The sequence below is a fragment of the Bradyrhizobium sp. WYCCWR15520 genome, from assembly GCF_056174665.1.
Genome location: NZ_JBWBWM010000004.1, coordinates 282,497 through 309,183 on the forward strand (window position 1 = coordinate 282,497; position 26,687 = coordinate 309,183).

25 protein-coding genes and 1 pseudogene are annotated in these 26,687 nt (G+C 63.4%); 20 read left to right on the forward strand and 6 right to left on the reverse strand.

The genetic code is table 11. The features are described 5' to 3' along the window. Positions 1-7 precede the first annotated feature (7 nt). The 5 genes from AC0QUY_RS06635 (at position 8) to AC0QUY_RS06655 (ending at position 5,059) form a co-directional block, all read left to right on the forward strand. The gene (locus AC0QUY_RS06635; RefSeq protein WP_475386229.1) at positions 8-418 is read left to right on the forward strand and encodes a nuclear transport factor 2 family protein; all 411 of its coding nucleotides are present in this window, start codon (positions 8-10) and stop codon (positions 416-418) included. Between the two features lie 71 nt (positions 419-489). Beyond that, positions 490-1,446: a site-specific tyrosine recombinase XerD gene (xerD, locus tag AC0QUY_RS06640; protein ID WP_475386230.1), complete on the forward strand. Its 957-nt coding sequence runs from the start codon at positions 490-492 to the stop codon at positions 1,444-1,446. A 201-nt stretch (positions 1,447-1,647) separates the two neighbouring features. Beyond that, positions 1,648-2,610, forward strand: a complete 963-nt coding sequence (locus tag AC0QUY_RS06645; protein ID WP_161851280.1) for an acetyl-CoA carboxylase carboxyltransferase subunit alpha — start codon at positions 1,648-1,650, stop codon at positions 2,608-2,610. 293 nt (positions 2,611-2,903) lie between these two features. After that, the gene (locus AC0QUY_RS06650) at positions 2,904-4,400 is read left to right on the forward strand and encodes a L,D-transpeptidase family protein (RefSeq protein ID WP_475386231.1); all 1,497 of its coding nucleotides are present in this window, start codon (positions 2,904-2,906) and stop codon (positions 4,398-4,400) included. A gap of 323 nt (positions 4,401-4,723) precedes the next feature. Continuing rightward, positions 4,724-5,059, forward strand: coding sequence for a GYD domain-containing protein (locus tag AC0QUY_RS06655; RefSeq protein ID WP_475386232.1), 336 nt, complete (start codon positions 4,724-4,726; stop codon positions 5,057-5,059). 232 nt (positions 5,060-5,291) lie between these two features. Here the strand turns inward: AC0QUY_RS06655 and secA are convergent, their stop codons facing one another. Then, complete coding sequence (gene secA, locus AC0QUY_RS06660; protein WP_161851277.1) at positions 5,292-8,132, reverse strand: preprotein translocase subunit SecA; 2,841 nt, start codon at positions 8,130-8,132, stop codon at positions 5,292-5,294. A 346-nt stretch (positions 8,133-8,478) separates the two neighbouring features. Here secA and AC0QUY_RS06665 point away from each other — a divergent pair, with 346 nt between their 5' ends. The 5 genes from AC0QUY_RS06665 (at position 8,479) to AC0QUY_RS06685 (ending at position 12,320) form a co-directional block, all read left to right on the forward strand. Beyond that, on the forward strand, positions 8,479-9,399 hold the full coding sequence (locus tag AC0QUY_RS06665) for a peptidylprolyl isomerase (protein WP_475386233.1): 921 nt from the start codon (positions 8,479-8,481) through the stop codon (positions 9,397-9,399). Between the two features lie 134 nt (positions 9,400-9,533). Further along, positions 9,534-10,775, forward strand: coding sequence for a bifunctional glutamate N-acetyltransferase/amino-acid acetyltransferase ArgJ (gene argJ / locus AC0QUY_RS06670; RefSeq protein ID WP_475386234.1), 1,242 nt, complete (start codon positions 9,534-9,536; stop codon positions 10,773-10,775). Between the two features lie 15 nt (positions 10,776-10,790). Continuing rightward, a complete protein-coding gene (locus AC0QUY_RS06675; protein WP_475386235.1) occupies positions 10,791-11,201 on the forward strand; it encodes a (deoxy)nucleoside triphosphate pyrophosphohydrolase in 411 nt (136 codons plus the stop codon). 251 nt (positions 11,202-11,452) lie between these two features. Beyond that, positions 11,453-11,818, forward strand: coding sequence for an ArsR/SmtB family transcription factor (locus AC0QUY_RS06680; protein WP_475386252.1), 366 nt, complete (start codon positions 11,453-11,455; stop codon positions 11,816-11,818). After that, positions 11,796-12,320 carry an SRPBCC family protein gene (locus tag AC0QUY_RS06685; protein ID WP_475386237.1) on the forward strand — a complete coding sequence of 175 codons (525 nt, stop codon included), beginning with the start codon at positions 11,796-11,798 and terminating at the stop codon, positions 12,318-12,320. Before AC0QUY_RS06680 ends, AC0QUY_RS06685 begins: the two co-directional genes overlap by 23 nt. Positions 12,321-12,343: 23 nt before the next feature. Here the strand turns inward: AC0QUY_RS06685 and AC0QUY_RS06690 are convergent. Together AC0QUY_RS06690 and AC0QUY_RS06695 are read right to left on the reverse strand one after the other, a co-directional pair. Next, positions 12,344-12,489 (reverse strand): annotated as a pseudogene (locus AC0QUY_RS06690) (integrase); the annotation flags it as partial. Between the two features lie 384 nt (positions 12,490-12,873). Beyond that, positions 12,874-13,719, reverse strand: a complete 846-nt coding sequence (locus tag AC0QUY_RS06695) for a methyltransferase domain-containing protein (protein WP_475386238.1) — start codon at positions 13,717-13,719, stop codon at positions 12,874-12,876. A 166-nt stretch (positions 13,720-13,885) separates the two neighbouring features. Between AC0QUY_RS06695 and AC0QUY_RS06700 the strand changes: the two genes are divergently transcribed. The 5 genes from AC0QUY_RS06700 to AC0QUY_RS06720 all read left to right on the forward strand — a co-directional run bounded on the left by AC0QUY_RS06700 (position 13,886) and on the right by AC0QUY_RS06720 (position 16,719). Then, positions 13,886-14,200, forward strand: coding sequence for an NIPSNAP family protein (locus AC0QUY_RS06700; RefSeq protein WP_475386253.1), 315 nt, complete (start codon positions 13,886-13,888; stop codon positions 14,198-14,200). 65 nt (positions 14,201-14,265) lie between these two features. Beyond that, the gene (locus AC0QUY_RS06705; RefSeq protein ID WP_475386239.1) at positions 14,266-15,075 is read left to right on the forward strand and encodes a ComF family protein; all 810 of its coding nucleotides are present in this window, start codon (positions 14,266-14,268) and stop codon (positions 15,073-15,075) included. Between the two features lie 29 nt (positions 15,076-15,104). Then, positions 15,105-15,377 (forward strand): glutaredoxin 3, encoded by a 273-nt coding sequence (gene grxC, locus AC0QUY_RS06710; protein WP_161851272.1) that lies wholly within the window; start codon positions 15,105-15,107, stop codon positions 15,375-15,377. Continuing rightward, complete coding sequence (locus AC0QUY_RS06715) at positions 15,374-16,252, forward strand: carbon-nitrogen hydrolase family protein (RefSeq protein ID WP_475386240.1); 879 nt, start codon at positions 15,374-15,376, stop codon at positions 16,250-16,252. Before grxC ends, AC0QUY_RS06715 begins: the two co-directional genes overlap by 4 nt. Beyond that, positions 16,249-16,719 carry a DUF1178 family protein gene (locus AC0QUY_RS06720; RefSeq protein WP_475386241.1) on the forward strand — a complete coding sequence of 157 codons (471 nt, stop codon included), beginning with the start codon at positions 16,249-16,251 and terminating at the stop codon, positions 16,717-16,719. The genes AC0QUY_RS06715 and AC0QUY_RS06720 overlap by 4 nt, the downstream gene beginning before the upstream one ends. Positions 16,720-16,827: 108 nt before the next feature. Here AC0QUY_RS06720 and AC0QUY_RS06725 read toward each other — a convergent pair whose 3' ends face one another. The 3 genes from AC0QUY_RS06725 to AC0QUY_RS06735 form a co-directional block, all read right to left on the reverse strand. Continuing rightward, positions 16,828-17,727, reverse strand: coding sequence for an EamA family transporter (locus tag AC0QUY_RS06725; RefSeq protein ID WP_475386242.1), 900 nt, complete (start codon positions 17,725-17,727; stop codon positions 16,828-16,830). A 231-nt stretch (positions 17,728-17,958) separates the two neighbouring features. Beyond that, positions 17,959-18,726, reverse strand: coding sequence for a bifunctional 2-polyprenyl-6-hydroxyphenol methylase/3-demethylubiquinol 3-O-methyltransferase UbiG (gene ubiG, locus AC0QUY_RS06730; RefSeq protein WP_475386243.1), 768 nt, complete (start codon positions 18,724-18,726; stop codon positions 17,959-17,961). Between the two features lie 3 nt (positions 18,727-18,729). Then, complete coding sequence (locus tag AC0QUY_RS06735) at positions 18,730-19,209, reverse strand: PH domain-containing protein (protein WP_475386244.1); 480 nt, start codon at positions 19,207-19,209, stop codon at positions 18,730-18,732. Positions 19,210-19,383: 174 nt separating this feature from the next. Here AC0QUY_RS06735 and AC0QUY_RS06740 point away from each other — a divergent pair, with 174 nt between their 5' ends. From AC0QUY_RS06740 to AC0QUY_RS06760, 5 genes are all read left to right on the forward strand, one after another. Continuing rightward, a complete protein-coding gene (locus AC0QUY_RS06740; protein ID WP_161851266.1) occupies positions 19,384-20,637 on the forward strand; it encodes an aspartate kinase in 1,254 nt (417 codons plus the stop codon). Between the two features lie 323 nt (positions 20,638-20,960). Beyond that, complete coding sequence (ptsP, locus tag AC0QUY_RS06745) at positions 20,961-23,228, forward strand: phosphoenolpyruvate--protein phosphotransferase (RefSeq protein WP_161851265.1); 2,268 nt, start codon at positions 20,961-20,963, stop codon at positions 23,226-23,228. A 56-nt stretch (positions 23,229-23,284) separates the two neighbouring features. Continuing rightward, positions 23,285-24,364 carry a peptide chain release factor 1 gene (prfA, locus tag AC0QUY_RS06750; protein WP_475386245.1) on the forward strand — a complete coding sequence of 360 codons (1,080 nt, stop codon included), beginning with the start codon at positions 23,285-23,287 and terminating at the stop codon, positions 24,362-24,364. After that, the gene (gene prmC, locus AC0QUY_RS06755; RefSeq protein ID WP_475386246.1) at positions 24,361-25,236 is read left to right on the forward strand and encodes a peptide chain release factor N(5)-glutamine methyltransferase; all 876 of its coding nucleotides are present in this window, start codon (positions 24,361-24,363) and stop codon (positions 25,234-25,236) included. The genes prfA and prmC overlap by 4 nt, the downstream gene beginning before the upstream one ends. Before the next feature lie 490 nt (positions 25,237-25,726). Then, entirely contained in the window at positions 25,727-26,467 is a 741-nt protein-coding gene (locus tag AC0QUY_RS06760; RefSeq protein ID WP_161851262.1) for a DUF4167 domain-containing protein, read from the forward strand. The last annotated feature ends 220 nt before the right edge of the window (positions 26,468-26,687 follow it).

The following is a 26,687-nucleotide window of genomic DNA, read 5'->3' on the forward strand; positions in this document are numbered from 1 at the left end:
ACACCCTATGTCCACCTACACGACCGAGCTGGATCCATCGCCCGAAGCCGAGCTCATCCGTGAGACCGAGCGTGCCCGACTTCGCGCGTTGGTCGGAGGCGACATGGAGACGGCGGGGCGACTTCATGCGACCGAGTTCCAGTTGATTACGCCGATCGGAATGGCCCTGTCCAAGAAGGATTACCTGGGAGCGATTGCGAGCGGGCAGATCAAATATCTCGCTTGGGAGCCCGGCCCCATCGCCGTGCGACATCACCAGAGCCACGCGGTGATCCGGTATCGCGCCAGGCTCGAAGTGGTGTTCGGCGGCCATAGGGTTGCGCCAGGCGATTACTGGCACACGGACACCTACGAATATCGAGACGGGCGGTGGGTGGTCGTCTGGTCGCAAGCCACTGCCATCAGCCAGATGCCCTAGCTCCCGGACATAACGTTGGAGCGTGCCTGAAAGCACCTCCATCCCGCCCAGATCATGCGCTATCAAAGCGAATGCGTACGACACCCTCCGACAACAAACTGATCAACCTGTTCCTCGACATGCTCGCGGCGGAACAGGGCGCGGGCGACAACACGCTCGATGCCTATCGCCGCGACCTCACGGATTTTTCGGAATTTCTCGGCCGCAAGCGACAAAACTTTGCCGGCGCCGGGACTGACGAGCTGCGCGATTACCTCGCCGACCTCGATACCCGCGGCTTCAAATCCTCCAGCGTGGCGCGGCGGCTGTCGGCGATGCGGCACCTGTTCCGTTTTCTCCTGAACGAGCGGATCCGCAGCGACGATCCGGCGGCGATCCTGTCCGGCCCGAAACGCGGCCGGGGGCTGCCGAAGGTGCTGTCGATCGCGGACGTCGACCGCATGCTGACGCGGGCGAAACAATTGACCGAGGCCGAGAACGCCTCGCCGCAACAGCGGCTGCGCGCGCTGCGGCTGTATTGCCTTCTGGAAGTGCTTTACGCCACGGGCCTGCGCGTCTCGGAACTGGTGGCGCTGCCGCTGTCGGCCTCGCGGCGCGATGCGCGCATGATCGTCGTGCGCGGCAAGGGTAACAAGGAACGGCTGGTGCCGCTCAACGAAGCCTCGCGGCAGGCGATGGCGGATTATCTCGCCGCGATGGAAGCGCTCAAGCCCGAGAACAAGAAAAGCGCCAGCCCGTCGAAATGGCTGTTTCCCTCCTTCGGCGAGAGCGGCCACCTGACGCGGCAGCATTTTGCCCGCGACCTGAAGGAACTGGCGGCGGCCTCGGGCCTTGCTCCGCGGCTGGTCTCGCCACATGTGCTGCGCCACGCCTTTGCCAGTCACCTCCTGCATAACGGCGCGGACCTGCGCATCGTGCAGACGCTGCTCGGCCATACCGACATTTCCACCACGCAAATCTATACCCATGTGGTCGAGGAACGGCTGAAAAGCCTGGTGCGCGACCTGCATCCGCTGGCGGAGAAGTAACCCTCGCCGCAAGCCACGCCTTGACTTCCGCGCCGTCTCCCCCGAAACAGCCGTCTCCCGCCCGCGGCCTTGTTTGGCGCGCTTTCGGAAAATCCGGGTCATCCGGACCGAGATGCACGCTAAATCATTGAAGATGCGTGCTTTCCCGGAGCGAATCGAAACCGCTTCGCCACAATGCACGTTGTTACCTATATTGCTTTGATGCCGGATCAGATGCGCAGCTATCTCGACTTCGAAAAACCCGTCGCCGAACTTGAAGCCAAGGTCGACGAATTGCGCGCGCTGGCGGCGTCCGGCAGCGACATCGGCGATGAGATCTCGCGCATAGAGGACAAGGCGCAGCAGGCGCTCACCGACCTCTATGCCAATTTGACGCCGTGGCAGAAAACGCTGGTGGCGCGCCATCCGCAGCGCCCGCATTTCACCGATTTCGTCAATGCGCTGATTACCGAATTCACCCCGCTCGCCGGCGACCGCAAATTCGCCGATGACGAGGCCCTGATGGGCGGCTTCGGCCGTTTCCGCGGCGAGAGCATCTGCGTGATCGGCCAGGAAAAAGGCGCCACCACCGACAGCCGCATCAAGCATAATTTCGGCATGGCCCGCCCTGAAGGCTATCGCAAGGCCGTGCGGCTGATGGAGATGGCGGACCGTTTCGGCATCCCCGTGCTGTCGCTCGCGGATTCCGCCGGCGCCTATCCCGGCATCGGCGCCGAGGAACGCGGCGTGGCGGAAGCGATCGCGCGCTCGACCGACACCTGCCTCTCGCTCGGCGTCCCCAATGTCGCAATCATCACCGGCGAAGGCATGTCGGGCGGCGCCATCGCCATCACGACCGCGAACAAGGTGATGATGTTCGAGCACGCGATCTACAGCGTGATCTCGCCGGAAGCGGCGTCCTCGATCCTGTGGCGCGACGGCACCAAGGCCCAGGAAGTCGCCACCAACATGAAGATCACCGCGCAGGACATGCTGCGCTTCGGCGTGATCGACGAGATCCTGAAAGAGCCTTCCGGCGGCGCCCATCGCGATTCGGCCGCGATGATTTCAGCCACCGGCGATGCCATCGCGGTAGCCTTCAACGAGTTGCGCAACCTCGATGCGGATGGCATCCGCCGGCAGCGGCGGCAGAAATTCCTCGATATCGGCCGCAAACTGGGCTGATTGCTCCGGCCTCCAATCTCCTGACGCTGGCGTGGTCGCACGCGCCTGCTCGCCACAATCTTTAACAACCTCTAAACGGCCATTATTTTCGCCAGCGCACTTGATTCGGCCGCAATTAGGCCGCGGGGCCGGTCTTTAAATTCTGTTGACCATGCCTGCCGCCGCAGCCGCTGGACGGTCTCGTTCGGGTTGCGGCGCAGAAGGTCAAAGGATACTATTTTACGCAATGGCTTCAGGGCATGTTCGCTGTGATTTGGGGTGCGAAAATGTCCGGTGGGTGTGGAGCTTAGCCTTTGATTAACCGGTCGCTGGTTCGCGCGCTCGTCACGTCGGCTGCCCTCGCAGGCATGGGCGCATTGCTAGCCGGCTGCAATGGCGAGGACATGTCGCTCGCCAATAACGCCAAGGCCAACCAGCCCGTCCCGCCAAAGCTGGTCGCCGACATGACGGCGAAGGACATGGATCTGCAATCCCCGATCCTGGTCCGCCTGTTCAAGCAGGAAGCGGAACTGGAAATCTGGAAGCAGGACCGCTCCGGCCGTTTCGCGCTTCTGAAGACCTACCCGATCTGCCGCTGGTCGGGCGATCTCGGTCCCAAGATCAAGGAAGGAGACCGCCAGGCGCCGGAAGGCTTCTATTCGATCTCGCCGGCGCAGATGAATCCGCAGTCGGCCTATTATCTCTCCTTCAACACCGGCTATCCCAACGCGTTCGACAAGGCGCTGGGACGCACCGGCTCGCAGTTGATGGTGCATGGCGACTGCTCCTCGCGCGGCTGCTACGCGATGACCGACGAGCAGATCGCTGAAATCTATTCGCTGGGCCGCGAATCCTTCTTCGGCGGCCAGAAATCGTTCCAGTTGCAGGCCTATCCGTTCAAGATGACGCCGGCCAACATGGCCAAGCACCGCAACAACCCGAACATGCCGTTCTGGAAAATGATCAAGGAAGGCAATGATCATTTCGAGGTGACCAAGCAAGAGCCGAAGGTCGATTTCTGCGAGAAGAAATACGTGTTCGATGCAGCCAAGCCGCCGAACGCAACGCGTGACCTGGTGTTCGATGCTTCGGCCAAGTGCCCGGCCTATGTAGTCCCCGAAGAAATTGCCAACGCCGTGCGCGATAAGCAGGCCACCGACCTCGCCGAGACCGCGCGCCTGATCGCCAAGGGAACGCCGGTGGCGCGGACCAACACCGGTATCGACGGCGGCATGCACCGGGTGTTCGCCGCCCGCGTGCCCGAGGGCAGCACCGGTCTTTCCGAACCCGGCGACGGCTCGAGCCTGTCGCTGATGGCGCGGGCGCCCGGCACCGTTCCTTCCCACGTCAATCCGCCGAAAGCCCCCGCCGATCGGGCCCCGTCCGAGAATTTGCTGATGGGCGCGCCGGAACAGCCGAAGCTGGTCGCCGCGCCGGCCGCCGCACCTGCCCCCGCCCCGACACGGGTCGCGAATGCAGCGCCGGCAGCCACGAACCAAAATGATGGGTGGTTCTCCAATCTCGCTCGCAAGGTCGGGTTCGGCGGCGGCGCAGCCGACGCCACCGCCAGCACGCCGCCGTCAAAGCCGAAGGCGGCCGAGGTCAAGCAGCCGCCGCGTCCTGAAGCGTCCGCGCCCAAGACCACGGCACCGAAGCCCGACACCAAGCACGCTGCCGCAACAACCCGCCCGCCGCTGAAGCCGTCGCTGTCGGATGCTCCGGCTACGGCCGCCAAAGACAATCAGGTCTCAGGCTCGGCGCCGATCATGTCGACGAACTCGTTCGACAGCCGCTTCGGGGCGGTGAAGTAGGAAGCGCGACGCGCTTTCACTGCACACAGCGAAAACTGTCATGCCAGCGAAAGCCGGCCATCCAGCCCCTGAACCTGAAGCGGTACCAGATCACCCGCAGCGTCTCACCTCAGGTGATCGTTGGCCGAAACGGCGAAGTTGATGTAGCCTGATGACAGGCCGCCAGCGGGCAGTGCCGAAGGCCCGTCGGAGTATCAGCGGCCTCGTGCCCACGGCAGGGCCGAAATCCTTCATCTCCAGGTTTTGTGCCGGCTCGTTTTTCATTTGAGCTGGAAGAGAGGCGAACGCCTCATCGATCAAACACGCCCTGACAGGAGGACATCATGCATTTCTGTATGACGGCACAATATACCCCAAAGGCCCTCAACGGCATTTTGGAAAATCCCACCGTCAGTCGCTACGAAGCAGCGAAGAAGTTGATCGAAGCTGCCGGTGGCAAATTGATCTCGATGTATAGCACCGCGGCCGAAGGGCCCGGCGTTCTCGTCATCTTCGATGTGCCCGATCCCAATTCGGCACCGGCGATATCAGGCACGGTGGTCGCCTCCGGCGCCATCCACAATGTGCACCTCACTCGCTTGTGGACGCAGGACGAAATCATGCAGGTCCGGCAAAAAGCGGTCCAGCTTCGTGGCTCGTACAAGCCGCCCGGAGGCTGAATGATCGGCGATGACGCCGGCAATGGTGCTGACAGCCGTCGAACATCATCATCAAACATTGGTGCAGGCGATGACCTGCCAGCAATGTTGTCGTGGGGAAGACAGTGGAGCTATTGAATTGGAATCATATGGTGGGCAACGCACAAGCGTGCCCACCATCCAGGATTTCGATTGCGGCTTGGTGGGCACGGCTTTGCAGCGCCTCTGCCCACCCTGCTGATTCAGCGCGAACCTAACCGTACTTGCCGTGGCAGTGCTTGTACTTCTTGCCGCTGCCGCAGGGGCAATCCTCGTTGCGGCCGACCTTGCCCCAGCTGGCGGGGTTTTTCGGATCGCGATCGGCAGCCGCGACCTGGGGCACCAGCGAAGCTTTGGCGAACGCCATCTCGTCCTCGCCGGTATTGGGATCGAACTTGTGCGCCTCCATCGCCGGCAGCACCGGCTGCTGCTCTTCCGGCGGCACGATCTCGACGCGCATCAATTGCGCCGTCACCGCCTCGCGCAGATGCGCGATCATCGCCTCGAACAGGCTGAAGGCTTCCGACTTGTATTCCTGCAATGGATCGCGCTGGCCGTAGCCGCGCAGGCCGATCACCTGGCGCAGATGGTCGAGCATGATCAGATGCTCGCGCCAGAGGTGGTCCAGCGTCTGCAGCAGGATGGTCTTCTCGACGTAACGCATCACGTCGGGGCCCCATTGCGCGACCTTGGCCGCCATGCGCTCGTCGACATGCTTCTCGATGCGCGCCAGCAATTCCTCGTCGGCGATGCCCTCTTCCTTGGCCCATTCGTCGACCGGCAGATCGACATCGAGCACGCGCTTCAATTCGTCCTTCAGGCCGGCGACATCCCACTGCTCGGCATAGGCATGCTCGGGCACGTGCTTGGCGACGACGTCGTCGACAAAGGCGTGACGCATGTCGGCAACCGTCTCGGCGACGCTGTCGTCCTTCATCAGGTCGATGCGCTGGTCGAAGATCACCTTGCGCTGGTCGTTCTGAACGTTGTCGAATTTAAGCAGGTTCTTGCGGATGTCGAAGTTGCGGGCCTCGACCTTCTGCTGCGCCTTCTCCAGCGCCTTGTTGATCCAGGGATGGATGATGGCCTCGCCCTCTTTCAGGCCGAGCCGTTGCAGCATGCTGTCGAGCCGGTCGGAGCCGAAGATCCGCATCAGGTCGTCTTCCAGCGACAGGAAGAACTTTGAGCGGCCCGGGTCGCCCTGGCGGCCGGAACGGCCGCGGAGCTGGTTGTCGATGCGGCGGGATTCGTGGCGTTCGGAGCCGATGATGTAGAGCCCGCCGGGCTTGGTCACGGTCCTGGCCGGCTTCGAACCCTTGGCTGGCTCGACCTCCACCACTTCCTCGGCCTTCAGCACGATCTCGCGGAAGCGCTCGACGTCGGCCTTGATCTGTTCGATCTTCTTGGCCTTCTCGGCCTCGTCGGCAATGTTGGCGGTCTCCTGCTGGATCCGCATCTCGAGCGAGCCGCCGAGCTTGATGTCGGTACCGCGGCCGGCCATGTTGGTCGCGATCGTGATCGCGCCGGGCACGCCGGCTTCGGCGACGATATAGGCTTCCTGTTCGTGGAAGCGCGCGTTCAGCACTGCGAACAGTTTTGCGGGCTTGCCGGCCCGCGCCGCGGCATAGAGCTTCTCCATGCCGGATTCGCCGCCGAAATCGATCTGCTTGTAGCCGTTCTTTTTCAGATAATCGGCCAGCACTTCCGACTTTTCGATCGAGGCGGTGCCGACCAGCACCGGCTGCAGCCGCGCATTGGCGCGCTGGATCTCCGCCAGGATCGCGGCGTATTTCTCGTTCTGGGTGCGGTAGACCTCGTCATCCTCGTCGAGACGCGCCACCGGCACATTGGTCGGGATTTCCACGACCTCGAGCTTGTAGATGTCGAACAGTTCGTCGGCTTCGGTCGCGGCCGTACCGGTCATGCCCGACAGCTTTTCGTACATGCGGAAATAGTTCTGGAAGGTGATCGAGGCCAGCGTCTGGTTTTCCGGCTGGACCTGGACGTGCTCCTTGGCTTCCAGCGCCTGGTGCAGGCCTTCGGAATAGCGCCGTCCGGGCATCATGCGTCCCGTGAACTCGTCGATGATCACGACTTCGCCGTCGCGGACGATGTAGTCCTTGTCGCGGGTGAACAGCGAGTGGGCACGCAGCGCCTGGTTGACGTGGTGCACGACCGAGACGTTCTCGACGTCGTAGAGCGACTCGCCCTTGAGCTGGCCGGCGTCGCGCAACAGCGTCTCGATCTTCTCCATGCCGCCTTCGGTCAGCGTCACCGTGCGCTGCTTCTCGTCGACCTCGTAGTCGGTCTTCTTCTCCAGCCTCGGCATAAAGGTGTCGATGGTGTTGTAGAAGTCCGAACGGTCGTCAAGCGGGCCGGAGATGATCAGCGGCGTGCGCGCCTCGTCGATCAGGATCGAGTCGACTTCGTCGACGATCGCGTAATAGTGCCCGCGCTGGACCATGTCCTCCAGACGGTACTTCATGTTGTCGCGCAGATAGTCGAAACCATATTCGTTGTTGGTGCCGTAGGTGATGTCGCGCGAATAGGCGTCCTTGCGCTCGGCGTCATCGAGGCCGTGCACGATCACGCCGACCGTGAGCCCGAGGAAATTGTAGATCTGGCCCATCCATTCGCTATCGCGGCGGGCGAGGTAATCGTTGACGGTGACGACGTGGACGCCGCGGCCGGCGAGCGCGTTCAGATAGACCGCTAGCGTCGCCACCAGCGTCTTGCCTTCGCCGGTCTTCATCTCGGCGATGTCGCCCTCGTGCAGCACCATGCCGCCGATCAACTGGACGTCGAAATGGCGCTGGCCGAGGGTGCGCTTGGCGGCCTCGCGAACGGTGGCGAAGGCCGGAACCAGGATGTCGTCGAGCGTCTTGCCCTCGGCGAGTTGCTGGCGGAATTCGGCGGTACGGGCTTTGAGCGCCTCGTCCGATAGTTTCGAGACCTCGGGCTCAAGCGCGTTGATGGCGTTGACTCGGGACTGGTACCCCTTAACCCGCCGGTCGTTGGCGGAGCCGAAAAACTTGCGGGCGAGCGCGCCGATCATGCCAATCCTGCCTTTGCCGTTACTTGCGTTGCGCCGTGACGTGGTCCACCAAGTTGCCTATCAACTCACCGTGACGCATCGCGGCAAACACCCCGTTCCCGGGGGCCATCCGCCTAATGAGTGGGAATTAAGCAATCCAAGGTTCAACGGCAAAAAACGCAGCAAAATAAGCGCTATCGCCGCTGGAGGTTCCGGCACAGATATGGCTGGGTTGGGGCCTTGTCAACGTGGGTCCATCTGTCAGGGAATTCATCATTTTGACAGACTTTTCGCGTTGCCAAGGCCGCATGATTGGGCGAGTGTCCCGCCGCCTTTGCCGCCCCCTTCTTCAAGACAAGGATTTTCCATGACCACCTCGTTCCCGGAAACGAAAACCGGCCTGCGCTTCGGCACGGCCACCTTGGCCGCAACGGCCTGCCTGGCTGCGATTCTGGCCGCCAGCCTGCCGGTTCGTGCCCAGGACAACCCCGTTCTCGCCAAGGTTAACGGCGTGGAGATCCGCCAGAGCGACGTCGCGCTCGCGGAGGAGGAACTCGGCCCCAGCCTCGCGCAGATGGACCCGGCGACCAAGAAGGACAATGTGCTGGCCTTCCTGATCGACCTGAAGATCGTCGCCAAGGCCGCCGAGGACAAGAAGGTTGAGAATTCCGAAGACTTCAAGAAGCGCCTGGCCTTCACCCGCAGCCGCCTGCTGATGGACAGCCTGCTCGCCACCGAGGGCAAGGCTGCGACCACCGATGAGGCCATGAAGAAGGTCTATGAGGAGGCCGCCAAGCAGATCACTGGCGAAATGGAAGTCCACGCCCGGCACATCCTGGTCGAGACCGAGGACGAGGCCAAGGCGATCGCGGAAGAGTTGAAGAAGGGCGGCGATTTCGCCGAGCTGGCGAAGAAGAAGTCCAAGGATCCGGGCGCCTCCGATGGCGGCGATCTCGGCTTCTTCACCAAGGAACAGATGGTGCCGGAATTCTCCGCCGTCGCCTTCACGCTCGAGCCCGGCAAGATCTCCGACCCCGTGAAGTCGCAATTCGGCTGGCACCTCATCAAGGTCGAGGAAAAGCGCGCCCGCAAGGCGCCCGACTTCGAGCAGGTCAAGGCGCAGATCGAGACCTATGTAACGCGCAAGGCACAGGCCGAATACGTCGCCAAACTGCGCGAAGCCGCCAAGGTCGAGCGCATGGACAAGCCGGCGGAAGCCGCCAAGACCGACGCCAAGCCGGATGCCGCGAAGCCCGCGGATTCCAAGATGGCGCCGGCGAAGAAGTAAAAAATCGCTGTCACTTCTTCGAGACCGATAGTATTTACCGTTGTCATGGCCGGGCCGAAGCGCCCGGCCGTTTCATGTCTGGGGACGAGTTGACAGCCCCGGCTACGGTTGACCTGGTCGAACAAGGTGCTCGCATGTCCGCTTCCGTCTCTCCCCTCGCCCCGACCGATGTCCCCGACATGCCCGCAATTTCGGGCGTGAAGCTTGCGACCGCCGCCGCCGGCATCCGCTACAAGAACCGTACCGACGTGCTGCTCGCGGTCATGGACAAGGGCACCACGGTCGCCGGCGTCTTCACCAAATCGAAATGCCCCTCCGCGCCGGTGGAGTGGTGCCGCGCCAAGCTCGGCCGCGGACAGGCTCGCGCGCTGGTGGTGAACTCCGGCAATGCCAATGCATTCACCGGCAAGACCGGCAAGCAGTCGACGGCGCTGACCGCGCAAACCGCAGCAAAGGCAGTCGGCTGCTCGACCTCCGACGTGTTCCTCGCCTCCACCGGCGTGATAGGCGAGCCGCTGGACGCCACCAAATTCGACGGCGTGCTGGGGACACTGGCTGACACTGCCACACCCGACCACTGGATGGACGCCGCGAAGGCGATCATGACCACCGATACCTTCCCGAAGGTCGCAACCGCCACGGTGAAGCTCGGCAAGACCAAGGTCACCATCAACGGCATGGCCAAGGGCGCCGGCATGATTGCTCCCGATATGGCCACTATGCTGTCCTTTGTCTTCACCGACGCGCCACTGTCGTCCGCCGTGCTGCAGTCGCTGCTCAAGAGCGGCGTCGAGGACACCTTCAACGCCATCACCATCGACAGCGACACCTCGACATCGGATACGCTCTTGGCCTTCGCCACCGGCGCGGCTGCGGCCGACGGGGCGCCGAAGATCAGCCGCGCCAGCGATCCGCGCCTGAAGGCTTTCGCGAAAGCCTTCCACGAGGTGCTGGCGAATTTGGCCGAACAGGTCGCCCGTGACGGCGAAGGCGCGCGCAAGCTGGTCGAGGTGGTCGTCGAAGGCGCGACCACCAAGACCTCGGCGCGCAAGATCGCGATGTCGATCGCGAACTCACCGCTGGTGAAGACCGCGATCGCCGGCGAGGACGCCAATTGGGGACGCGTGGTGATGGCGGTCGGCAAGGCCGGCGAGCCCGCCAACCGCGACAAGCTTTCGATCTCGTTCAACGGCATTCGCGTCGCCAGGAGCGGCGCGCGCGATCCGTCCTACAACGAGGCTGAGGTCTCCGAGGTGATGAAGAACCCGAAGATCCAGATCAAGGTCGCGCTTGGCCTCGGCAAGGGCCGCGACCGCGTGCTGACCTGCGACCTCACCAAGGAATATGTCGCGATCAACGGCGACTACCGGTCCTAAGCGAGACAGCGGCGCATGGCAGACATCAAGCTTACCCTCGTCGTCGCCTGCGCCCTCGTCGATACCGACAAGCGCGTGCTGATCGCGCAGCGCCCGCAAGGCAAGGCGCTCGCTGGCCTCTGGGAATTCCCCGGCGGCAAGGTCGAGCCCGGCGAGCGGCCGGAGCAGACCCTGATCCGCGAACTGCATGAAGAGATTGGCATCGACGTCAGCGAGCCGTGCCTCGCGCCGCTGACCTTTACCAGCTACGCCTATGACAGCTTCCATCTGTTGATGCCGCTCTATATCTGCCGGCGCTGGGAAGGCACGGTAATCGCCCGCGAGGGCCAGCAACTGGCCTGGGTCCGCGCCAACAAGTTGCGCGACTATCCAATGCCGCCCGCGGATATTCCGCTGATCCCGCATCTGATTGATTTGTTGATGTGAAGCCTGTGGTCGGCGGCTCCTGGAGCACCCAGGGCCGGCACAAAAAAATCGAAAACAACCCCATGCAAAGTAGAACGCCGCCACGCCCGCGGGCATTCCGCTGGTCTCGTGCCTGATCGATTTGTTGATGTGAGAGACGGCGTTCCCCGGATGCTGCGCAGCGCGTTCAACCGCTCTCAGGGCGGCCGGCAACGCAGCGCGCTCGGCCTCCCCTTGCATGCCGCCAATCCATGCGTTATATACTGAACCACATGGTTCAGTTTTCAAGAGCCCGCCTCGATGCCTCGTTCGCCGCGCTCTCGGACACCACCCGACGCGGCGTTCTCGAGCAGCTCGGGCGTGCAGACGCCTCGATCACGGACCTTGCCGAGAGGTTCGACATGACACTCACGGGCATGAAGAAGCACGTCGGCGTCCTGGAGCAGGCCGGGCTCGTCACCACGGAGAAGGTCGGGCGCGTGCGGACCTGCAAGCTCGGCCCGCGCCGACTGGAGGAAGAGGCGGCATGGATCGAGAGGTACCGCCAGCTCTGGGCCTCACGCTTCGACGAACTGGACAAGGTCATCGAAGAACAGAAACAGAGGGAGATGGTCGATGGACGCAAGAAGAGAGAGTGAACCCGCCACCATGAAGAACCGCACGACAACGGAACGGAAGTCCGACCGCGAGCTGGTCGTCACGCGCACCTTCAACGCTCCGGCGCGCATCGTGTTCGAGGCGTGGACCAAGCCCGAGCTGTTCAAGCGATGGTGGGTGCCGAAGTCGATGGGCATGTCCCTGCTCACCTGCGAGATGGATGTTCGTGTCGGGGGCAAGTACCGCCTCGTGTTCGGCGTCGGTGGCTCGGAGGTGATGGAGGTCTTCGGCAAGTACATCGAAGTGACCCCCCACTCGCGCCTCGTCTGGACCAATGAGGAGGGTGATGAGGGGGGAGCCATCACCACGTTGACGTTCGAGGAAAAGGGCGGCCAGACCTTGCTGGTCAAGCATGACCTCTATCCCTCGAAGGAAGCTCTCGACGGTGAACTCGCTTCCGGGGCGGCGGATGGGTTGCCCGAGCAGCTCGAGCAACTGGACGAGCTCCTCGTCACCTTGGGCGCGAGCGTGGGACGGTCATAAAGTCGTCGATCTCGCGGTCGGCCCTCGGTCCGCATCAGGCCGATCATCTCGCTCCGGCGGCAGCCAGTCAGCGCGATCTGACGGATGATCTGGACCGTCGTCGCGTATTTCCCCTCTACTCGGAGGCTTTCAGCATCTCACCGAGCGTTCGGTATTCTGCCTCAGTGATACAAACGAATGTTTGGTGACAATCCTGGCCAACGCTTCCTGAACGAAACAACGTCAGTGAAGGGTCAAGAACGGAGTACGGTCGCCACATAATTCGCGTCTCAAGTGCCTCTGAAAGCTGACGGAGTCGTTGCAAGCGCAGGGGAGGTTCGACGGCGGCCTGTCGCGGTTTGCGCCTAGGTTATGCCGCCAAAGGATGTGGACGGCCCCCTCCCGTTGGTCGGGTCACCCTTTCCTGCGCCCGGGGCGCAGCCGAGCCGCCCTGCGTCTCGGCCCTTCGGGTGTCAATCGTTGCCGCGGAGCCCATTGAATGGTAGGCGGCCACCAATAAGGGGCGGCGTGTGCGGCGGTGCCCTTGACACGACCACCCGCCATCAAAGAACGATCACTCCCGCTTCACCTGCTTCACCGCTGCCTCCAGACTCGCTTTCGCCGAGCCCGGACGCAACGGCTTCGGCTGGCTCTCATGCGGCGCCCAGCCGGACAGCCAGACAAGATCGAAAGTCGCGCGGATGCGGCCGTCAGCATCCGCAAAACGCTCACCGTAAATCTGCGCCATCTTCAACATGGTGGCGCGACGGGTCGGCGCACGCCGCCGCTCGATCAAAATGTTGGTCGCACCCATCCGCCTGATATCAGCCATAAGCGCAAACGCGCTGTCGTAGCGCACCACGACGCGATCGACGTCGGTAACCGGCAGTGCAAGACCTGCGCGCTGCAAGAGGCCGCCGATATCGCGCAAATCCGCAAATGGCGCGACGCGCGGCGATACCCCGCCCTCGCATTCGGCCTCTGCCGCGGCAAAAGATTGCCGCAGTTCGGTGAGCGTATCGCCGCCGAGCATCGCGGCGAGCAACAATCCATCCGGCTTCAACGCGCGGCGGATCTGCGCCAGTACGCCCGGCAGGTCGTTGACGAACTGGAATGCGAGCGCCGAGACGGCGAGGTCGAGAGACTGCGGCGGCAAGGACAGCATTTCCGATGGATAGGGATCAATGCGGGTGATCGACCGGAAACGATCCGCAACAGGTTTTCGCAGCAATTCGCCCGGCGTCCAGATATCGGCGACATCGGCAAAATTCCGCATCACCGCCTGCAACCGCTCCTCCATGTCCTCCCTGACGCGATCAAGCAGGAATGTCACCGGCCCGCCGCGCCGCGCGCGTTCCAACCGCGCGCGCAACAACGCGCGGTCGAACAGGATGGGCGCGGCGATCGGGTTCGAAGCCATGCCGGTTGGTACGACGGTCAGCGATCCATCTCAATCCCTCTTCATGACGAGCGTGGCCTTCGCAAGCCTCGAATCACGGGGTAAGCATCTCTTGCGAAGTTCAGGCGTGACTTGCGGCCAAGCTATTGATGAGCGCCAGGTTCGTGGCGCGATGGAGCATCATACGATGATCACTTGTTACCTGCGATACGAAGTCAATCCGGACAAACTCGCCGAATTCGAAGCTTACGGCAGGATGTGGCTGGAACTGCTGCCAAGATTCGGCGGCATCCACCACGGGTACTTCCTGCCATCGGAAGGGGCGAGCGACGTTGCCCTTGGGATGTTCAGCTTCCCGAGCTTCGCGGCATACGAACAATATCGGAAAGACAGCGCCGGAGACCCGGACGTTCAGAAAGCGCTCGCCTTCGCAAAGCAAACTCGCTGCTTCATCCGCTATGAACGATCCTTCTTCCGACCCGTGCTTCCGAAAGCGCCATAAGCTGGGGGCAGATAACAATAGTCTATCGACTTGAGCGTGGCGCTGGACGGCGCTAGCCTCGCGCCATGGACGCCGAGGCATCACCATCACGCTCCATCTCCAGTCATTTCCGCAGCGCGCTCGGCGCCTGCCGCGACATGTTTGCACACATCCCGCGGCTGGCGCTCGACATCGCGCTGCCGACGCAGTGCGTTTCCTGTCGCGAACCGGTGGATGGCGAAGGCGTTTGCGCGGCGTGCTGGGCGAAACTGTCGTTCATCGCGCCGCCGTTCTGTCCGCGGCTCGGCATTCCCTTTGTCTATGATCCCGGCTCCGAATTGCTGTCGATGGAGGCGATCGCCAATCCGCCGGCCTATCAGCGCGCCCGCGCCGCGGTGCGCTATGACGATGTCGCTCGCACCCTGGTGCATGCGCTAAAGTACCAGGACCGCACTGATCTCGCGCCCGCGATGGGCCGCTGGATGGCCCGGGCGGGGAAGGAATTGCTTGATCAAGCCGATGTGCTGGTGCCGGTACCACTGCACTGGCGGCGCGGCTGGAGCCGCCGCTACAACCAGTCCGGCGCGCTGGCGCGGGTGATTTCGCAGCAAACCGGCGTCAAACTGACCGCTGAGGCGCTTCGCCGCATTCGCGCGACCGAGCAGCAGATCGGTCTGTCGCGGCCACAGCGCGCCAGCAATGTGCAGGGCGCCTTCAAGGTCGCCGCCGATCGCATGGCTGATATCCAGGGTCGCCGCGTTATCCTGATCGACGACGTGCTGACGTCAGGCGCCACCACCGACGCCTGTGCCCGCGCGCTGCTCCGCGCCCAGGCCGCGCAGGTCGACGTGCTGGTATTCGCGCGGGTTGTGGACAGCCACCGGGCTCCCATATAATTCAAACACTTGCCAAACCAGGGCGCGCCATGACTGCCATTGAAATCTATACTCGTCCGGGCTGCGGCTACTGCACCGCCGCCAAATCGCTGCTGACGCGCAAGAATGCCGCGTTCACGGAGCTGAATGTGGCCACCGACCCGGCCTATCGCGAAGAGATGTACGACCGCGCGGGCCACGGTTCGACCTTTCCGCAGATCTTCATCGGCACAACCCATGTCGGCGGTTGCGACGAGCTGTATGCGCTGGACCGCGCGGGCAAGCTCGACTCACTGCTGGCGGGAGAGAAGGCCTCCTCATGAGCGCTGGTTCCACCTTCACCGCCGCCATGGTGCAGATGCGCACCGGGCTGTTGCCTGAGCCGAGCCTCGAGCAGGGCACTAGGCTGATCCGCGAGGCCGCGGCCCAGGGTGCGGACTATGTGCTCACGCCCGAAGTAAGCAACATGATGCAACTGAACCGCAAGGCGCTGTTCGAGCATCTCGCCTCGGAAGAAGACGATCTCTCTCTGAAAGCCTATCGCGCGCTGGCCGCGGAACTGAAGATTCATCTCCATATCGGCTCGCTGGCGCTGCGCTATTCGCCGGAGCGCGCCGTCAACCGCTCGTTCCTGATCGGGCCCGACGGCAATCTGCTCGCCAGCTACGACAAGATCCACATGTTCGATATCGATCTGCCCGGCGGCGAGAGCTATCGCGAGTCAGCCAATTACCAGCCGGGCGAAACCGCGGTGATCTCCGATCTGCCGTGGGGCCGCATCGGACTGACGATCTGCTACGACGTGCGCTTTCCCGCGCTCTACCGGGCGCTGGCCGAAGCCGGCGCATCGTTCCTCACCGTCCCTTCCGCGTTCACGAGGAAGACCGGCGAGGCGCATTGGCACACGCTGCTCCGCGCCCGCGCCATCGAGAACGGCTGCTTCGTATTCGCCGCCGCGCAGGCCGGCATGCACGAGAACAAGCGCGAGACCTACGGGCATTCGCTGATCATCGCGCCCTGGGGTGAAATTCTCGCCGAGGGCGGCGTCGAACCCGGCGTGTTCCTCGCCAAGATCGACACATCCAAGGTGGAGACAGCGCGGAAGGCCGTGCCGTCGCTGCAGCATGGCAGGCGCTTCGGCATCGCCGACCCCAAGGCCGGCCCGGAGCATCTGCATCTGGTCCGGGGTTCGGCATGATCCGCTACAACCTTCGCTGCGAGAAGGGCCATGCTTTCGAAAGCTGGTTTCAAAGCTCCGCGGCGTATGAAAGCCAGGAAAAGCGCAGGCTGGTGAGCTGCCCGAATTGCGGCTCCGTGAAGGTCGAGCGCGCCATCATGGCTCCGCAGATCGTCAGCAAGAAGGGCCGCGAGCAAGCCGCGCCCGCGCCGGCCGCCCCTGCGGACGCAACGGCATCCGATTCGACGCCGCTGTTGATGGCGCAGGAGCGCGAGCTGCGCGCCAAGCTGAAGGAATTGCGCGATCACATCGTCAAGAATGCCGACAATGTCGGCGAGCGCTTTCCCAACGAGGCGCGCAAGATGCATTACGGCGATATCGAGCATCGCCCGATCTATGGCGAGGCTTCACCCGACGAGGCCCGCGCGCTGATCGATGAAGGCGTCGAGGTCTCCCCGCTACCGGTGCTGCCGGACGACAGGAATTGACGCTCCCGTCCTCCCGTCATTGCGAGCGAAGCGAAGCAATCCATCTTCGTGCTTGTTGAGCTATGGATTGCTTCGCTTCGCTCGCAACGACGGCCGGGGCCGCTTGAATCACGCCGCCACCAATAGCGCCACGCCGATCACTATCAGCACGATCCCCGACAACTCGCGTGCCGAAATGGGCTGCTTGAACGAGTAATATGCAACGCCCTGCGCGAACAGCACCTCGACCAGCGCCAGCGTGCGCACGTTCGCAGCCGCCGTCAGCGCAAATGCCAGAAACCAGAATTGCGAGGCGAACGCGCCCATGAAGCCCGCCAGCATCGAGGGCCGCCAGAGTCCGAAAATCTTCATCAGCACATCGGGGGCGCGGGCGAGCAGATAGATCGTCAACACCAGTGTCTGCACGAACAGGCCGAACACCAGCGTGTAGGACGCCGCGGTGACGAAGGAGACGCCGGGCACGGTGATGATCGCGCCGCGGAAGCCGATTGCCGACAACGCGAAGCAGCCGGCGGCGACGAGACCGACGATCGTCGGCTTCAACTCCGCAAAGCCTTTTTCGCCGCCCGGCCGCAGCGCGGTGATGACCACGCCAATGGTCGCGATCAGGATAGCGACCACCTTCAGGAACGTCAGATGATCGCTGAGAAAGATGAAGCCGAAGATCGCGGTTTGGATTGCCTCCGTCTTCAGATAGGCCGTCGTCACCACGAACGAACGATCGTTCATCGCCAGCAGCATCAGGCCAGTGGCGACGATCTGGCTCAGCGCACCAAGTAACAGCCACGGCCAGAACACCGCTGTCGGCCACGGCACGGGGTCGTCGGTCACCGCCACGACGACCGCAAAGAAAATAACCGAGAACGGAAAACCGAACAGAAAGCGGATATTGGTCGCGCCCCAGGTCCCAAGCGGCCCTGTCAACGACCGCTGCATCGCATTGCGGGCGACCTGGCCGAGCGCAGCGATGAGGGTGAAGGGAATCCAGAGCGAGGCGATGGTGAGCATCGGGAATACCGGCGGGGAGTTGCCGCACCGTGCCGGGCGGCATGGGTCAGGTCAACCGAAGCGGCGTCATGACTGGATTGCGCGCCGCAAAATCGGTGTCGTCCCTGCGAACGCAGGGACTCATAACCACTGAAGTCCATGATGAATGAAGGCCAATAGCCACGCGCCCTCCAACAAAAGCCGCGGCGTATGGGTCCCTGCTTTCGCAGGGACGACGACAGTCGGAGCTGACTACACCCCCTCCGCCACCACCATGTAGTTCACGTCCATGTCGGAGGAGATGCTCCATCGGTCGGCAAGCGGGTTATAGACCACGCCGGCCTGCTCGGTGATGGTGAGGCGGTTGTTGGCGAGATGCTGGGCAAGCTCGTCCGGCGTGACGAACTTGTCCCATTGATGGGTACCGCGCGGCAGCCAGCGCAGCACATATTCCGCGCCGACGATCGCAAGCGCAAAGCTCTTCCAGTTCCGGTTCAGCGTCGAGACCACCATCAACCCGCCCGGCTTGACCATGGCCGCACAGCGGGTGAGGAACGCGCCGACATCGGTGACATGCTCGATCACTTCCATCGCCAGCACGATGTCGAAGCGCTCGCGGTGGTCCATCTGCTCGACGGTGGTGCAGCGATAGTCGATCGACAGATGGCCCTTGTCGGCATGCAGCCTGGCGGCGGCAATGTTGGTCGCCGACGGATCAATCCCGATCACCTGCGCACCCAGCCGCGTCAAAGGCTCGCACAACAGGCCCGCGCCGCAGCCGATATCGAGGATCCGCAGGCCCGACAGGCAGCTCAGACTCCGGGCATTTCGCTCGAACTTGCGGCATGCGGCATCGCGGATATAGCCGAGCCGCAGCGGATTGATCTTGTGCAGCGGGGCCATCTTGCCCCTGGGGTCCCACCACTCGTCGGACAGTTTTGAGAATTTCGCGACCTCGGCCGGGTCCACGGTCGAGCCGGTGGCGGAACGGCCGGCGGAAGAATTTTGCTGCATGGCCATGATTTACGTGCCGGCCGGTCGCGCCGTGATGGCATTGCGAAATGCCAGCGGCGAAGCAATGGTGTCGAGGGTCTTGCCACCCTCGCCGACCCCCAAGACGGTTACGTCGCCGTAGTTGAGGATGCGGCCGAGGATGCTCTGGTTGACGTCGACGCTCTCGACCTTGTCCACACTCATCTCGAACGTCTGCCGCTGAACAAAGCCGGTCTTGTGGACGACACGGAAATTGGTGACGTCGGTCTCGGTGGTCCATCGATGGAACCAGGCGGTGACGGTTTTGTACAACGCAGCGATGGCTGATATTCCCGCCAGCGACAGACAGATCAGGACGGACGGGCCCGCTGGCACCACACCCGAGAGCACCAGGAATACGCCCGCCACAATCCAGCCGATGATCGCCGGCAAGAAAAATATCCAGTGCGCATTGGTCGAATACAGCACCTTCTCGCCGGGTTGCAGGATTTCGTCGATATACCGGCCCATACGCTCGCCCTGAATAACCCGCTACCACAGCAATTTGCGCCATTTTGGGTCGAAAACGGAACCGGGGGTGCTTGCCCCCGACCGCGCCGCTATGTATACGCCGCTTTCGACCCGGGCGCTCCACTTTCCGTGCGGGTCACCTAACTTATCCTCACAGGGAATGCACGCGTCGTCATGGGCCGCCTCGTGATGAAATTCGGCGGCACGTCCGTCGCCAATATCGACCGAATCCGCAACGTCGCACGTCACGTCAAGCGCGAAGTCGACGCCGGACATGATGTTGCCGTCGTCGTCTCGGCCATGGCCGGCAAGACCAACGAACTGGTCGAATGGTGCCGCGATGCCTCGCCGATGCATGATGCGCGCGAATATGACGCCGTGGTGGCATCCGGCGAACAGGTGACCTCGGGCCTGCTCGCGATCGTGCTGCAGGGCATGGGCATCCAGGCCCGCTCCTGGCAGGGCTGGCAGATCGCGGTCAAGACCTCCGATGCCCACGCCTCGGCGCGTATTCTCGATATCGACGGTACGGAAATCATCAACCGGTTCGGCGATCGCAAGGAAGTCGCCGTCATCGCCGGCTTCCAGGGCATCAATCCGCAAACCAACCGAATCACCACGCTGGGGCGCGGCGGTTCTGATACCTCGGCGGTGGCGATTGCCGCCGCGATCCGGGCCGACCGCTGCGACATCTATACCGACGTGGACGGCGTCTACACCACCGATCCGCGGGTGGTTCCCAAGGCGCGGCGGCTCGACAAGATCGCCTTCGAGGACATGCTGGAACTCGCCTCGCTGGGCGCCAAGGTCCTGCAGGTGCGCTCGGTGGAACTCGGCATGGTGCACAACATGCCCGTGTTCGTCCGTTCCAGCTTCGACAAGCCCGAGGATATCGACCCGCACGGCACGCCGCCGGGCACGCTGATCTGCAGCGAGGAGGAAATCATGGAAAGCCACGTCGTCACCGGCATCGCCTTCTCCAAGGACGAAGCCCAGATTTCGCTCCGCCAGATCGAGGACAAGCCGGGCGTCGCCGCCGCGATCTTCGGCCCGCTGGCGGATGCCAATATCAATGTCGACATGATCGTGCAGAACGTGTCCGAGGACGGCAAGACCACCGACCTCACCTTCACCGTTCCGGCCTCCGACTATAACCGCGCCCGCGACACCATCACCTCGTCCAAGGGCAAGATCGGCTATGCCCGGCTCGACAGCGCCACCGACGTGTCGAAAGTCTCGGTGATCGGCAGCGGCATGCGCAGCCATGCCGGCGTCGCGGCGAAGGCGTTCAAGGCCCTGTCCGAGCGCAACATCAACATCCGCGCCATCACCACCTCGGAGATCAAGTTTTCGGTGCTGATCGATGCCGCCTACACTGAACTCGCGGTGCGCACGCTGCACACGCTCTACGGGCTGGATCAGACCTAGCACGATTTTCTCTCAAATTTAGCGCATCATGGATCGCCAAACCGGCCTGGATTGGCGGATCTCCGCTTCGCGGGCGCAGCATCGGCCCTGACACACACGTTATTGCTTCTGGCAGGCGTTTTGCTTGGCAAAGCAAGCCTCGATTGGCTATACGGCCTGTGAGGTGGGTTGCCGCAAACTGCACCAAGGTTTTGGCGATCCCGATTCGGCGGGGATCACGTGCCTGCGGCAGCGCCGAATGAATAAAATTGTAGTATTTCGTGTGTTTCACGCCAGCTACCGGCCACCCGGCGGGCTGGCCTCGCGGGGGAGGATACCAGCATATGCGGAGCACGTCGGGAGGTCCCCGCGTCTTGTTGAGACGGCTCCGCGAAACCATGGCGGAGAAGGTCTCGGCCCAGGAGCGCCTGGACAAGATCGTGGTGCTGATCGCGGCCAACATGGTGGCCGAGGTCTGCTCTTGTTACGTGCTGCGCATCGATAACACGCTCGAACTTTATGCCACCGAGGGTTTGAACCGCGACGCAGTGCACCGCACCGTGCTGAACGCGCATGAGGGCCTCGTCGGCCTGGTTGCGAGCGAGGCGAGCCCGCTCAATCTCTCCGACGCGCAAAGCCATCCGGCGTTCTCGTTCCGCCCGGAGACCGGCGAAGAAATCTACCATTCGTTCCTCGGCGTGCCGATCCTGCGCGCCGGCAACACGCTCGGCGTGCTTGTCGTGCAGAACCGCGCCAAGCGCACCTATGTCGAGGAAGAGGTCGAGGCGCTGCAGACCACCGCCATGGTGCTGGCGGAGATGATCGCCTCCGGCGAACTGGCGGCGCTGGCGCAACCCGGCGCGGAACCGGCGGCGCGGCATTCCCTGCACAAAACGGGTGCGATCCTCTCCGACGGCATTGCGCTCGGCCATGTCGTCCTGCACGAGCCGCGCGTCGTCATCACCAATTACATTGCCGAAGACCTGCCGAAGGAAATCAAGAAGCTGGATGCGGCGCTGGCCAAGCTGCGGGCCGATCTCGACCGCATGCTGGAGCGCGGCGACGTTGCCGAGGGCGGCGAGCACCGCGAGGTGCTGGAAGCCTACCGCATGTTCGCCAACGACCATGGCTGGTCGCACAAGCTGCACGAGGCGGTCGCCACCGGCCTCACCGCGGAAGCCGCCGTCGAACGCGTGCAGTCCGATACCCGCGCCCGCATGCTGCGCTCGACCGATCCTTATTTGCGCGACCGCCTGCACGACCTGGAAGACCTCGGCCATCGCCTGATGCGGCAACTGGTCGGACAGGATCATGCGCCCTCGCGCGAACAGCTTCCCGAAAACGCCATCCTGATCGCGCGCGCGATGGGCCCGGCGGCGCTGCTCGACTACGACCGCAAGCGGCTGCGTGGACTGGTGCTGGAGGAAGGCACCGCCAACTCGCACGTCTCGATCGTGGCGCGTGCGCTCGGCATTCCCGCCGTCGGCGAGGTGCCGAACGCGCCCGGCATTGCCGATCCGGGCGACCCCATCATTGTCGACGGCACGTCGGGCTCGATCTATATCCGCCCCTCGGCCGAGATCGAATCGGCCTATGCCGAGCGGGTGCGGTTCCGCGCCCGCCGCCAGGCGCAATATGCCGCGCTGCGCGACCTGCCCTGCGTGACCAAGGACGGCCAGAAGGTCGAACTGATGATCAATGCGGGTCTCGTCATCGACCTGCCGCATATCGACGACACCGGCAGCGCCGGCATCGGTCTGTTCCGCACCGAGTTGCAGTTCATGGTCGGCCAGAGCCTGCCGCGCTCCTCTGACCAACTCGCGCTTTATCGCACCGTGCTCGACGCCGCCGGCACCAAGCCGGTCACGTTCCGCACCCTCGATATCGGCGGCGACAAGGCGCTGCCCTATATGGAGGCCGTGACCGAGGAAAATCCCGCGCTCGGCTGGCGCGCCATTCGGCTCGGGCTCGACCGGCCGGGATTGCTGCGCGGCCAGATTCGCGCGCTGCTGCGGGCCGGCGGCGGCCGCGCGCTGAAGATCATGTTTCCGATGATTTCCGATGTCGCCGAATTCGACCAGGCCAAGGCCATCGTCGAGCGCGAGTTGACCTATCTGCGCCAGCACGGTCATGCGCTGCCGGAACGCATCGACGTCGGCACCATGGTGGAAGTGCCGGCGCTACTTTACCAGCTCGACGAACTCTTGAAGAAGGTCGACTTCGTTTCGGTCGGGTCGAACGACCTGTTCCAGTTCATGTTCGCGGTAGACCGCGGCAACGCAAAAGTTTCCGATCGATTCGACACCATGTCGGCGCCGATCTTGCGGGCGCTGCGCGACATTGTGCGCAAGGCGCAGGCGGCGAACAAGATGGCGTCGCTGTGCGGCGAGATGGCTTCAAAGCCGCTCGGCGCGCTGGCGCTGATTGCGCTGGGTTACCGCTCCCTGTCGCTGTCGGCAACCGGCCATGGCCCGGTGAAGGCGATGATTCTCGACCTCGACGCCAAGAAGGCCGAGGCGGTCATGATGCCGCTGCTCGACGCACCGGCCGGTAGCGTCTCGATCCGGCAGAAGCTGACGGAATTCGCGGAAGCCGAGGGGCTGTCGTTGTAGCGAGGCTCTGTCCCGTCAACGCTGCCGTTCCGCATTCGCCGCCTGAGAACAACGCCATGCTACCCGAAGCCAAACTCGATATCCTGCTCGCCCACCACGCTTCGCTCGAGGCCGAGCTGCTGGGCCAGGTGAACTCCGAAAAATATGTCCAGATCACGCGCGAGCTCGCCGAACTCAATCCGCTGATCGACGCCGTAAAGGCCTATCGCGCGGCGCGGGCCGAGATCGCGGGCGCTGAATCGCTGCTGGCTGATGTTGGCACCGATCCCGAAATGCGCAGCATGGCCGAAGCCGAGCTGGAGACGCTGCAGGCGCGCATAGCCGAGCTGGAGCAGAAGATCCGCGTGGCGCTGTTGCCCAAGGACGCCATGGACGACCGCAACGTGATGCTGGAAATCCGCGCCGGCACCGGCGGCGACGAGGCCTCGCTGTTCGCCGGCGACCTGTTCCGGATGTATGAGCGGTTTGCCGCCTTGCAGGGCTGGAAGGTCGAGGTGATCTCGGCCTCGGAAGGCACCGTCGGCGGCTTCAAGGAAATCATCGCCGAGGTGCAGGGCCGCGGCGCCTTCGCCAAGCTGAAATTCGAATCCGGCGTGCACCGCGTGCAGCGCGTGCCCGATACCGAAACGCAGGGGCGCATCCACACATCGGCGGCAACGGTAGCGGTGCTGCCCGAGGTCGAGGATGTCGATGTCGACATCAAGAACGAGGATTTGCGGATCGAGACCATGCGCGCGCAAGGCGCCGGCGGCCAGCACGTCAACAAGACCGAATCGGCGATCCGCATCACGCATATTCCGACCGGCATCGTGGTCATGATGCAGGACAGCCGCTCACAACATAAGAACCGCGCTTCCGCGATGAATATCCTGCGCTCGCGCATCTATGACGCCGAACGCCAGCGCGTCGATGCGGCGCGCTCCGCCGATCGCAAGGAGAAGGTCGGCTCCGGCGACCGAAGCGAGCGCATCCGCACTTATAATTTCCCGCAGGGCCGCGTCACCGACCATCGCATCAACCTGACGCTCTACAAATTGCCGCAGGTTATTGCAGGCGAATCGCTGGGCGACTTGATCGACGCGCTGACGACCGAGCACCAGGCCGCGCAACTCGCGGCGCAAGGCGCGGCGGCGTGAGCAACAAACTCACTGTCGAAACCGCACGGCGCGCCCTCGCCGCGCAACTCAAAACCGCCGCCATCGAATCCGCCGAACTCGACGCACGGCTCTTGACCGGTCACACGCTCGGACTCGACCTGACCGGCATCATCACGTCTGCACAGCGTCAGCTCACGCCGGAGGAATCGGCGCGCCTCGAGCGCTTCGCCCGCCGCCGTCTCGCAGGCGAGCCGGTCGCCCGCATTATCGGCCAGAGGGAGTTCTGGGGTCTGCCGCTGCAACTCTCGGCCGCGACGCTGGTGCCGCGGCCCGATACCGAGACGGTGGTCGAACTGGCGCTGGAACTGCTGCGCGCCGGCGGAAACCTCCAGCGTCCGTTGCGCATCGCCGACCTCGGCACCGGCTCCGGCGCGATCCTGCTCGCGCTGTTGTCCGAATTGCCGGCAGCGCATGGATTCGGCACCGACATTTCGGAGGCCGCCTTGCAGACCGCCGCCGCCAACGCGGCGCGGACAGAACTATCGGAGCGCGCGACGTTCGTCGCCTGCGACTATGCGAGCGGATTATCCGGCCCGTTCGATCTGATCGTTTCGAATCCGCCCTATATCCGCACGGCGGAAATCGCCCATCTGGACCAAGAGGTCAGGAAGCACGATCCCCTGACCGCACTCGATGGCGGTGCCGACGGGCTGGATGCCTACCGCGCGCTGATTCCCCAAGCGGGGGTGCTTCTGGCCCCAGGCGCCGTCCTGGTTGTGGAGGCCGGAGAGGGCCAAAGCGGCCCCATCCAGGCGCTTATGGTGGCTGCGGGGTTAATGTGCACAACCAGCCCCAAGGCCGACCTGGCGGGCATTCCGCGGGCGGTCGCGGGCCACAAAATGGCCCGATAAAGTCCCTCTGGAACGCAAAAAAACCCCTTGGAATATTCCCCGGGAGCGACTACGTTCCGGCCACAACATCGGTCCAGGGTCGCTGGCCCCGTAGATCATGCGGGTGAGGCCAGAGTTCTCGAAACGAGAGCCCTCCGGGTGAAAGGTTCCAAACACAGGTCGAATCGAGCGCAATAGCTGGAGCTGTGCTGCTCTCGACCGTAAAGCGAACGAAAGCCTGATATTGCGCTTGAAGACTTACGCAACAGCCACTCTCGCGAAGCCGTCACGCAAGACGATTAGGCTGGTTTTGGCAGGCTGAATGATTTGGTCCGGCGGGCAAAGGTACGCCGCCGGTTGGGGAACGCGTCTTTGCTGAACGCGATGGTTGGCGAAATCGACGACATGAAACTGAACGGCATCGTGATTCGGTGCGCATGAGCGCGCGCCGGATCGGATCAGGCTAGGACGGCAACTGCATAACTTTCAGGGCTGGAATTAAAGGCGAGACATGAGAAACGGTCAGAACAACAAGCGGATGCGTAACCGGAATAACAACAATAACAACAATAATAACCGGCGTGGTCAAAACCCGATGACCCGGGTGTTCGAATCGAACGGACCCGATATCAAGATCCGCGGTACCGCCTCGCACGTCGCCGAAAAATACGTTCAGCTGGCGCGCGACGCGCGCTCTTCCGGCGACCCGGTCGCGGCCGAGAACTACTACCAGCACGCCGAGCACTACTTCCGCCTGATCGCCGCCGCCCAGGAGCAGTTCCGGCAGAACCAGCCGCAACCGCGCGTCGACACCGAAGTACAGCCGACGGAAGACGGCGACGACGAGGGCGAGAGCTTCTCGCATTTCGGCCAGGAGCCGGGCTTCGTGCCGCAGCAGCCGCAGCCCTATATCCGCGACAATAATCAGCGTGAGCAGCGCGGCGACAACCAGCCCTATCAGCGCGATCAGCAGCCGCGCGAGCATCATCGCGATCGCGAGCATCGTCAGCAACCGCAATATCAGCCGCAACAGCCTCAGCCGCAGCCGGTGGTTGCCGATACCGGCGGCGTCGATCGCCTGCCCTCCTTCATCACCGGCCCGCAGCCACAGGTGAATGGCGCGCCCGGCGGGTATGAAGAGGGCCGCGGCGAGCGTTTCCCGCGCCGTCGTCGCCGGCCGCATGGCCCGCGTCCCGACAGCATGGCCGCACCTGCCGCGCCGAGCGAAGATTTCAATCCGGGGAACGAGTAAGCACTCGTCTTCGCAGGGTGGGCAACGCGCAAGCGTGCCCACCAAACCTTCCGCAAAATCCGAGATGAATTGGTGGGCACGGCGCAAACGCGCCTTTGCCCACCCTTCTGTAACGGGCCTCGATTAGTCAATCCCTTTGCGTTGTCCGCCCGCCGGGGTCTTGCTTCTGTACGGGGTCGGCGCAGGGCCGCCACCTGATGGGGTTGGAAGAGGATAGGTC

Bases quoted from the DNA above. Each gene is read 5' to 3' on its own strand.
- AC0QUY_RS06725 (WP_475386242.1), bottom strand. From the start codon at position 17,727: ATGCTCACCATCGCCTCGCTCTGGATTCCCTTCACCCTCATCGCTGCG.
- AC0QUY_RS06740 (WP_161851266.1), top strand. From the start codon at position 19,384: ATGGGCCGCCTCGTGATGAAATTCGGCGGCACGTCCGTCGCCAATATC.
- AC0QUY_RS06735 (WP_475386244.1), bottom strand. From the start codon at position 19,209: ATGGGCCGGTATATCGACGAAATCCTGCAACCCGGCGAGAAGGTGCTG.
- AC0QUY_RS06655 (WP_475386232.1), top strand. From the start codon at position 4,724: ATGCATTTCTGTATGACGGCACAATATACCCCAAAGGCCCTCAACGGC.
- ubiG (WP_475386243.1), bottom strand. From the start codon at position 18,726: ATGGCCATGCAGCAAAATTCTTCCGCCGGCCGTTCCGCCACCGGCTCG.
- ptsP (WP_161851265.1), top strand. From the start codon at position 20,961: ATGCGGAGCACGTCGGGAGGTCCCCGCGTCTTGTTGAGACGGCTCCGC.
- AC0QUY_RS06720 (WP_475386241.1), top strand. From the start codon at position 16,249: ATGATCCGCTACAACCTTCGCTGCGAGAAGGGCCATGCTTTCGAAAGC.
- AC0QUY_RS06645 (WP_161851280.1), top strand. From the start codon at position 1,648: ATGCCGGATCAGATGCGCAGCTATCTCGACTTCGAAAAACCCGTCGCC.
- grxC (WP_161851272.1), top strand. From the start codon at position 15,105: ATGACTGCCATTGAAATCTATACTCGTCCGGGCTGCGGCTACTGCACC.
- argJ (WP_475386234.1), top strand. From the start codon at position 9,534: ATGTCCGCTTCCGTCTCTCCCCTCGCCCCGACCGATGTCCCCGACATG.
- AC0QUY_RS06715 (WP_475386240.1), top strand. From the start codon at position 15,374: ATGAGCGCTGGTTCCACCTTCACCGCCGCCATGGTGCAGATGCGCACC.
- AC0QUY_RS06695 (WP_475386238.1), bottom strand. From the start codon at position 13,719: ATGGCTTCGAACCCGATCGCCGCGCCCATCCTGTTCGACCGCGCGTTG.
- xerD (WP_475386230.1), top strand. From the start codon at position 490: ATGCGTACGACACCCTCCGACAACAAACTGATCAACCTGTTCCTCGAC.
- prfA (WP_475386245.1), top strand. From the start codon at position 23,285: ATGCTACCCGAAGCCAAACTCGATATCCTGCTCGCCCACCACGCTTCG.
- AC0QUY_RS06680 (WP_475386252.1), top strand. From the start codon at position 11,453: ATGGTTCAGTTTTCAAGAGCCCGCCTCGATGCCTCGTTCGCCGCGCTC.
- AC0QUY_RS06760 (WP_161851262.1), top strand. From the start codon at position 25,727: ATGAGAAACGGTCAGAACAACAAGCGGATGCGTAACCGGAATAACAAC.
- AC0QUY_RS06635 (WP_475386229.1), top strand. From the start codon at position 8: ATGTCCACCTACACGACCGAGCTGGATCCATCGCCCGAAGCCGAGCTC.
- AC0QUY_RS06700 (WP_475386253.1), top strand. From the start codon at position 13,886: ATGATCACTTGTTACCTGCGATACGAAGTCAATCCGGACAAACTCGCC.
- secA (WP_161851277.1), bottom strand. From the start codon at position 8,132: ATGATCGGCGCGCTCGCCCGCAAGTTTTTCGGCTCCGCCAACGACCGG.
- AC0QUY_RS06675 (WP_475386235.1), top strand. From the start codon at position 10,791: ATGGCAGACATCAAGCTTACCCTCGTCGTCGCCTGCGCCCTCGTCGAT.
- AC0QUY_RS06685 (WP_475386237.1), top strand. From the start codon at position 11,796: ATGGACGCAAGAAGAGAGAGTGAACCCGCCACCATGAAGAACCGCACG.
- AC0QUY_RS06665 (WP_475386233.1), top strand. From the start codon at position 8,479: ATGACCACCTCGTTCCCGGAAACGAAAACCGGCCTGCGCTTCGGCACG.
- AC0QUY_RS06705 (WP_475386239.1), top strand. From the start codon at position 14,266: ATGGACGCCGAGGCATCACCATCACGCTCCATCTCCAGTCATTTCCGC.